At 71.0% G+C, this 8,391-nt stretch carries 6 protein-coding genes; 4 read left to right on the top strand and 2 right to left on the bottom strand.

Going from position 1 to position 8,391, the window contains the following annotated elements; translation table 11 throughout:
* Window positions 1-272 precede the first annotated feature (272 nt).
* The 4 genes from ACIBQ8_RS47565 (at window position 273) to ACIBQ8_RS47550 (ending at window position 4,100) form a co-directional block, all read left to right on the top strand.
* A complete protein-coding gene (locus ACIBQ8_RS47565; RefSeq protein ID WP_397195485.1) occupies window positions 273-1,670 on the top strand; it encodes a methionine--tRNA ligase in 1,398 nt (465 codons plus the stop codon).
* Between the two features lie 109 nt (window positions 1,671-1,779).
* Window positions 1,780-2,757 (top strand): phosphotriesterase, encoded by a 978-nt coding sequence (locus tag ACIBQ8_RS47560; RefSeq protein ID WP_397195484.1) that lies wholly within the window; start codon window positions 1,780-1,782, stop codon window positions 2,755-2,757.
* A gap of 52 nt (window positions 2,758-2,809) precedes the next feature.
* Window positions 2,810-3,196 carry an STAS domain-containing protein gene (locus ACIBQ8_RS47555; protein ID WP_352327166.1) on the top strand — a complete coding sequence of 129 codons (387 nt, stop codon included), beginning with the start codon at window positions 2,810-2,812 and terminating at the stop codon, window positions 3,194-3,196.
* A 10-nt stretch (window positions 3,197-3,206) separates the two neighbouring features.
* Window positions 3,207-4,100 carry an RNA polymerase sigma factor RpoD/SigA gene (locus tag ACIBQ8_RS47550; protein ID WP_397195483.1) on the top strand — a complete coding sequence of 298 codons (894 nt, stop codon included), beginning with the start codon at window positions 3,207-3,209 and terminating at the stop codon, window positions 4,098-4,100.
* A gap of 479 nt (window positions 4,101-4,579) precedes the next feature.
* Here the strand turns inward: ACIBQ8_RS47550 and ACIBQ8_RS47545 are convergent, their stop codons facing one another.
* Together ACIBQ8_RS47545 and ACIBQ8_RS47540 are read right to left on the bottom strand one after the other, a co-directional pair.
* A complete protein-coding gene (locus tag ACIBQ8_RS47545; RefSeq protein ID WP_397195482.1) occupies window positions 4,580-5,707 on the bottom strand; it encodes a hypothetical protein in 1,128 nt (375 codons plus the stop codon).
* Window positions 5,708-5,858: 151 nt separating this feature from the next.
* A complete protein-coding gene (locus tag ACIBQ8_RS47540; RefSeq protein WP_397172060.1) occupies window positions 5,859-8,369 on the bottom strand; it encodes a Tex family protein in 2,511 nt (836 codons plus the stop codon).
* Window positions 8,370-8,391 lie beyond the last annotated feature (22 nt).

Here is an 8,391-nt window from a genome sequence, read left to right as displayed (position 1 = left end):
ACATGGAACGACGCACCCAAGACGGCCTGTCCAAGAAAGAGATCATCCGCTGCCTGAAGCGCTACGTCGCTCGCGAGCTCTACCGAATCATCACAGCAAACGATCAAGAACATCCCGCTTGACATCCATAGGAGCATCGCCGGGTACGATGCCGGACATGACGATCAGCTCGGTGATGACGGCCCCGTAGGGGGTTTCACCGACGACGTCCTGTTGAGGTCCTGCGACCCGGGGCCTCTCGTCGTGTCGGGGCCCCTTCCGGGAGGCGACCGATGTACATCACGACGACCATCCCCTACGTCAACGCCCGCCCGCACCTCGGGCACGCGCTGGAGCTCGTCCAGGCGGACGTGCTGGCCAGGCGCCACCGGCGGCGCGGCGAACCGGTGCGGTTCCAGACCGGGACCGACGACAACTCGCTGAAGAACGTGCTGGCCGCCGAGGCCGAGGGGCTGCCGGTACGGGAGTTCGTGGACCGCAACGCGGCCGCGTTCGAAGGGCTGCGCGAACCGCTCGACCTGTCCTTCGACGCGTTCGTCAGGACGAGCAGCCACCCCGCACACCGCGCCGGGGTCGAAGGCATCTGGAAGGCCGTCGAAGACGATCTCTACCAGCGGCACTACGAGGGGCTCTACTGCGTCGGCTGCGAGCAGTTCTACCCCGGGGAACCCTGTCCGGAGGGGCACGTGGGGCCCTTGCAGGTGGTCTCGGAGCGGAACTGGTTCTTCCGGCTCTCCCGCTACCAGGACGCCCTGCTCGACCTCGTCCGCGGCGGCGGCCTGCGCATCGAGCCGGCCGCCCGGCGCAACGAGGTGCTGGCGTTCGTCGAGGCGGGGCTGGCCGACATCAGCGTCTCGCGGTCGGCGGCGCGCGCCCGCGGCTGGGGCATCCCCGTGCCGGGGGATCACACCCAGGTCGTGTACGTGTGGTGGGACGCCCTCGCCAACTACGTCACCGCCCTGGAGGGCGCCGACCACGACCGCTGGTGGGTGGCCGAGCCGGACAAGGTGCACCTGGTCGGGAAGGGGGTGATCCGCTTCCACGCCGTCTACTGGCCGGCGATGCTGCTGGCCGCCGGCGAGCCGCTGCCGTCGCAGATCTTCGTGCACGACTACCTCACCGTGAACGGCCGCAAGATCAGCAAGTCGTCCGGGACCGCCGTCGACCCGGTGGCCCTGGTGGAGGCGTACGGCGTGGACGCGGTGCGGTGGTGGCTGCTGCGCGAGGTGCCGCGCGTGGGCGACGCCGACTTCACCGAGGACCGCCTGATCGCCAGGGCCGACGAGGACCTGGCCAACGGCGTGGGCAACCTGGTCAACCGGGTGGCCACGATGGTCCACCGGTCCCTGGACGGGAACGTGCCGGAGGTGCGCGACGAGTTCGGGCCGGGCGACGTGGACGGCGCGCTGCGGGACTTCGACTTCCGCCGGGCCGCCGGAGCGGTGTGGCGGCTGGTGGAGGAGGCGAACAGGTACGTCGAGCGCGTCCGTCCGTGGCAGCAGGCCGCCGGCGGGCGGGAGGCGTCGCTGGGCGTGCTGGTGGGGGCGTGCCGGACGCTGGCCGTCGAGCTGGAGCCGTTCCTGCCGACGGCGGCGGCGCGGGTGGCGGCGGCGGTGTCGGGGGAACGGCTGCCGCGGCCGGAGCCCCTGTTCCCGCGCCTGACCCGGTGAATCGCGACATGTGCCGACACGCCGATCGGGACCCGCCCGGGACGGTTGACGGTGCGGCAGGGGCGGCCTACGTTGGGCGCACTTACTGACCAGTTGGTATGGAGGTCCCATGCCCACCGTCGAGACCGTCCGGGGCCCGATCGACGTCGAACGGCTCGGCCAGACGCTGATGCACGAGCACGTGTTCGTCGTGGCCGCCGAGCACGTGGACAACTACGGCAAAGGCGTCTGGTGGGACGAGGAGTTCCGGGTCGCCGACGCCATCGCCAAGCTCGGCGCGGTGGCGGCCAAGGGCGTGCGGACGATCGTCGACCCGACGGTGTGGGGCCTCGGCCGCCACATCCCGCGCATCCAGCGGGTGGCCGCCGCGGTGCCGGCCCTCAACATCGTCGTCGCCACCGGCCTGTACGCCTTCGAGGAACTGCCCCACCAGTACGAGCACCGCGGCCCCGGCCTGTTCCTCGACATGCCCGACCCGATGATCGACGACTTCGTCCGCGACCTCACCGAGGGCATCGCCGACACCGGGGTGAAGGCCGCGCTGCTGAAATGCGTGGTGGAGCACAAGGGGCTGACGCCCGGCGTCGAGCGCATCTGCCGGGCCGTCGCGCGGGCCCACGTGCTGACCGGGGCGCCGATCACCGTCCACACGAACGCCTTCACCCAGAGCGGGCTGCTCGCGCTGGACCTGTTCGCCAAGGAAGGGGTGAACCTGGAGAAGGTGGTCGTCGGGCACGCGGGCGACAGCAACGACCTCGACTACCTGATGCGCCTGGCCGACACCGGCGCGACGCTCGGCATGGACCGGTTCGGGCTCGACGTCTACAACCCGACCGAGCAGCGCGTGGCCACGATCGCGGCCCTGTGCCGGCGCGGATACGCCGACCGCATGGTCCTCAGCCACGACACCGCCTGCTTCATGGACTACTTCGGCGGCGCCTGGGACGAAGCCAGAAACACGCTCGCGCCGAACTGGCGCTACGATCACATTCACGATGACGTTTTGGCCGCACTGCTCGGCTCTGGTGTCACCGATGACCAGATCGAACAGATGCTGGTGTTCAACCCGAGACGCTACTTCTCGTAAAGTGGTCGAGAAGTGACGACAAGTGGGAAACAACGCGGGTAGGTGGAGCTGGGTGACTTCGGAGCAGGCTTTGTCGATCAGCCTCGGACTCCAGGGCCCCTGCGTCATCGCACGGCTGACCGGGGATTTCGACTTCGGGTCCGCGGCCGAGGTGCGCGACCGGGTCACCAAGGCGCTCGACCTCACCCAACCGCCGCTCCTCGTCATCGACATGCAGGCCGTCAGCGTCTGCGATTCCTCCGGCCTGTCCGTGCTGGTCTACCTGCACAAGGCCGTCACCGCCTCCGGCGGCAAGCTGCTGCTGTCCGGTCTGAACGGCCGGTGCAAGCACCTGTTCGCGATCACCGCGCTGGACAAGTTCTTCGACATCCGCAGCACGGCCGAGCTGGCCATCGCCGAACTCAACGAAGCCGGGAATTCGCCGCCTTTTACCGGGTAGTTGCCGTTACATGTCGGCCGCAGAGCCCGACCTGCTCGGCATGTACCTGGAGCAGATCGGAAAAAATCCCCTGCTCTCCGCCGCGGACGAAGTCGACCTCGCCCGGCGGATCGAGGCAGGACTGTACGCGGGCCACCTGATCGAGCTTGGCGCCGCGACCCCGGAACTCGAAGCCGTCGTCCGCGACGGGCGGCGGGCCAAGGACCAGCTGATCAGGTCCAACCTCCGCCTGGTCGTCGCCGCCGCCCGGCGGTACGCCTTCCGCGGGCTGCCGCTGCTCGACGTCATCCAGGAGGGCAACCTCGGGCTGATCAGGGCCGTGGAGAAGTTCGACTACACCCGCGGGTACAAGTTCTCGACGTACGGCATGTGGTGGATCCGTCAGGCCATCGAACGCGGCATCCACGACAAGAGCCGCACCGTACGGCTGCCCATGCACGTGGCCGAGGACCTGTCGCGGCTGCTCAGGGCCGAGCGGCAGCTCGCCACCGACCTGGGCCGCGAGCCGACGGACGGCGAGCTCGCCGCCTCGGCGGCGCTCACCGCCGAGCAGGTCGCCGCGTTACGCAGGCTCGGCCAGGAGGTGGTCAGCCTGGACCTCCCGGTCGGCGAGTCCGGCGAGAGCCGCATCGCCGACATGATCGCCGACGAGGAGGGCGCCGGGGTGCAGGAAGTCGCCGAACACCGCGCCCTGAGCGCCGACGTCCGGGACGTGGTCACGTCGCTGCCGCCGCGCGAGGCGTTCGTCATCAAGCTCCGGTACGGCCTCACCGGGCAGAAGGCGGAGAGCTACAGCGAGATCGCGGACCGCCTCGGGCTCACCAGGGAACGCATCAGGCAGTTGGAGAAGCAGGCACTGAAACGCCTCCGCCAGTGCAGCCCCCTCCTGGCCTGGGCCTCCTGACCTCTCATCCGCCGGTTCTTGGACGGCGGGTCGTCCGCTGTTCTTGGGCGGTGGGCGTCGGGGCGCGGTCACCCGGTCGGTCCCGGACAGCGGACGGGGGCCGAGCGCGTGCTCGGCCCCCGTTCTCCTCGGGTCTTGGGTCAGGCGGTGACGAGGAGCGCGACCCCGATCAGCACCGCAACCGGGACGAGCCACATGACGGCCTCGACAGCGAACTCCTTGTACATCGCGCAAGTCTCCCTCGAAACGCCCAAGTGGGGCACCGCTAAACGTCACTGCGCAGCATAGCCGCCCCCACCCCCGACTCGATCCACCCACATCCCCGGGAGGTCCCGGCCGGCGGCACCGTCGACAGCCGAATGTGCCACGTGCGGGAGCCGTTCGCCGGGCGATGCGGACGTGTCAGCTGTTGACGGGCGATGCGGGCGATGGGGACGGGCCACTTCACAGCTGCCGGCGGCCGATGGGGAGGAGCCGCCTCACAGCTGCTGGCGGGCGATGCGTTTGCCCAGACTTGCCAGGGACTCGTCGGCCATCAGGGCGGGCAGGCGCGGGGCGTCCACGTCGATCTGGTGCAGTACGGCGGGATGGGCGCCGTTGAACCGGCTCCACGCCCGGACCACCTCCGGCATCGCCGCCACCGCCGGGTCCGACAGGATGGCCTCCCTCGGCAGCCACGACGTCAGGAACTGGCTCACCCGCGCCGGACTCCACCAAAGCGGACGCTCACCCACAAACTCCGCCAACTTCTCGAACGCCTCCCGCGCCCCCGGCACATCGGGCAGCTCGTGGAAATCGGCCATCGTGCCGTCGGGCGCCTGCCGTACGAGCCCGGGCACGGCGAGAGCCCGCGCGATGGCCAGCGGGCGGACGGCGGGCAGCGTGTCGGCCACCTGAGCCCCCATGATCCGGTCGCCCAGCTCGAACGCGTCCAGCACCCGTCCGGCCACCACCCCGGGCTCGGCCGGGCTCAGGCCCAGGTCGTCGAGGAACTTGACCTCCTCGACGACGGCGTCCACCGCGAGGCCGCCGTTGGGCTGGTCGATGCCGACGACGAGGATGTGCGGCTCCTTGCCGTTCGCGTACCGGAAGGACAGGACGGCCAGCGTCTGCTCGCCGTACGGGTCGGCCTTGCCGTACCAGGCTCCTTCACAGGTCACCTGCCCCATACGCCGCACCCACCCGGGCAGCCCGAGCTCGGCCTCGGTCGTCCCGGGAACCTCCACCCCCAGGACCCGCAGCACCCCCGCCCCCGGCCGCGCTCCCGCTTCAGGCCGCGCTTCCCCCCGAGAGGCGTCCGGCGCCGCACCCGATTCCGCACCCTCCTGATCGCCATCCGCCCCGTGCCACCCGACCGCCGTCTCACCCGGCTCGGCCGACTCGTGATCAACGTCCGGAGAGGATTCCGCCCCCGTCCATCCGGGCCTGTCGACCGCGGCCAGGGCGGCGAGGGTGAGACGCGACTCAGCGCTGCCGTCCTCGGCCAGCTCCCGCAGGAACGGCCTGACCTCATCGGGCTCCAGAGCGGCGGTGAGCCGGGCCGCCCAGAGCTCGGTCCGCAGCGGCGAGCGCCAGCGAAGCAGGTCGTGGGCTTGGCCGACAGCCATGGAAAACACAGTTGTCCTCACCCTCCGACCGTATCGCCCCCACTGCAAACCCTCCGCCTAGTGGGGGATGAGCCGGCTGACAGTGGGCTGGTGGCAGGGGAGCCCTGACGGTGGGCCGGTTGTGAGGCCGGCCCGCCGTCAGGGGCTGACGTCAGCGGTTGTCGCCGCCGAGGCCCGCCTTGCGGAGGGCTTCGGCCATCGCGCCCATGGGAGCCGGACGGTCCTGGCGGCGCTGTCCGCCGCGCTGACCGTCGCCGCGACCCTGGCCACGACCACCGTCGCCACGACCACCCTGGCCACGTCCGCCGTCACGACCGCCACCGCCGCGCGTGCCGTCACCCCGGCCACCTTCACCCCGGCCGCCGTCACGGCCGTCGCCGCGGGAGCCGCCGTCGCGGCCGCCCTCGCCGCGGGGGGCGGAGCCGTCACGAGCGGAGCCGTCGCGGCGGGGCTCGTTGCGGGGGCCGTCCGAGCGGGCGCCCGACTTGCGGGGCGGGCGGCCCTCCGCGGACGGCTGGGGGACGTCGTCCTCCAGGCGCAGGGTCAGGGAGATGCGCTTGCGCGGGATGTCCACCTCAAGGACCTTGACCCGCACGATGTCGCCCGGCTTGACCACGTCGCGCGGATCCTTGACGAACGTGCGGGACATGGCCGACACGTGGACCAGGCCGTCCTGGTGGACGCCGATGTCGACGAACGCGCCGAAGGCGGCCACGTTGGTGACCACGCCCTCCAGGATCATCCCCGCCACCAGGTCGGAGATCTTCTCCACGCCCTCCTTGAAGGCCGCCGTCTTGAACGCCGGACGCGGGTCGCGCCCCGGCTTCTCCAGCTCGCGCAGGATGTCGGTGACGGTCGGCAGGCCGAAGGTGTCGTCGGTGAAGTCCTGCGGCCGGATCGTGTGCAGGGCCGAGGTGTTGCCGATCAGCGACTTGAGGTCGGTCTGGACCGAGCTCAGGATGCGCCGGACCACCGGGTAGGCCTCCGGGTGCACGCTGGAGGCGTCGAGCGGGTCGTCGCCGCCCGGGATGCGCAGGAAGCCGGCGCACTGCTCGAACGCCTTGGGCCCGAGCCGCGAGACCTCCTTCAGCGCCGTGCGGGTGCGGAACGGACCGTTGGCGTCGCGGTGGCGCACGATGCCCTCGGCCAGCGTCGCCCCGATGCCCGACACCCGCGTGAGCAGCGGCGCGGACGCCGTGTTGACGTCGACCCCGACCGCGTTGACGCAGTCTTCGACGACGGCGTCGAGCGAGCGGGAGAGCTTGGACTCGGCCAGGTCGTGCTGGTACTGGCCGACGCCGATCGACTTGGGGTCGATCTTGACCAGCTCGGCGAGCGGGTCCTGCAGCCGGCGCGCGATGGAGACCGCGCCGCGCAGCGACACGTCGAGGTCGGGCAGCTCCTGGGAGGCGTAGGCCGAGGCCGAGTAGACCGAGGCGCCCGCCTCCGACACCACGATCTTGGTGATCGACGGCATGAGCTTGACCAGGTCGCCGGCCAGCTTGTCGGTCTCGCGCGAGGCGGTGCCGTTGCCGATGGCGATGAGCTCGACGCCGTGCTTCTGGGCCAGCGCGCCGAGCACGGCCAGCGACTGGTCCCACTGGCGCTTGGGCTCGTGGGGGTAGATGGTGGCGGTCTCGACGACCTTGCCCGTGGCGTCGACCACGGCCACCTTCACGCCGGTGCGCAGGCCGGGGTCGAGGCCCATGGTCGCGCGGGTGCCGGCCGGGGCGGCCAGCAGCAGGTCGCGCAGGTTGGCCGCGAACACGCGCACCGCTTCGTCCTCGGCGGCCTGCCACAGGCGCATGCGCAGGTCGATGCCGAGGTGCACCAGGATGCGGGTGCGCCAGGCCCAGCGCACGGTCTCGGCCAGCCACGTGTCGGCCGGGCGCCCCTTGTCGGAGATGCCGAACCGGGCGCCGATGCGCAGCTCGTAGTCGGCGGTCTCGTCGGGCTCCAGCGCGACGTTGAGCACCTCCTCCTTCTCGCCCCTGAACATCGCCAGGATGCGGTGGGAGGGGAGCTTGGTGAACGGCTCGGTGAAGTCGAAGTAGTCGGAGAACTTGGCCCCCGCCTCCTGCTTGCCCTCGCGCACCTTCGACACGAGCCGGCCGCGGCTCCACAGCCGCTCACGCAGCTCGCCGATGAGGTCGGCGTCCTCGGCGAACCGCTCGATCAGGATCGCCCTGGCGCCTTCGAGGGCCGCGCCGGCGTCGGCCACGCCCTCGGTGACGAACTCCGCGGCGACCGTGGCCGGGTGGAGCGTCGGGTCGCCGAGCAGCTTGTCGGCCAGCGGCTCCAGGCCGAGCTCGCGGGCGATCTGCGCCTTGGTGCGCCGCTTGGGCTTGTAGGGCAGGTAGATGTCTTCGAGCCTGGCCTTGGTCTCGGCCGCCATGATCTGCGCGCGCAGCTCGTCGTCGAGCTTGCCCTGAGACTCGATCGACTCCAGGATCGCCGCCCTGCGCTCGTCGAGCTCGCGGAGGTAGCGCAGCCGTTCTTCGAGCGTGCGGAGCTGCGCGTCGTCGAGGGCGCCGGTGACCTCCTTGCGGTAGCGCGCGATGAACGGCACGGTGGCGCCGCCGTCGAGCAGATCGACCGCCGCCTGCACCTGCCCGTCGCGCACGCCGAGCTCTGCCGCGATCCGCTGGTGAATAGAGAGCACTTGCCTGCCTTTCGATGGTCCC

This window comes from Nonomuraea sp. NPDC049646 (genome assembly GCF_044465525.1).
Lineage (GTDB): Bacteria > Actinomycetota > Actinomycetes > Streptosporangiales > Streptosporangiaceae > Nonomuraea.
This window is presented reverse-complemented; position numbering and strand designations above follow the sequence as displayed.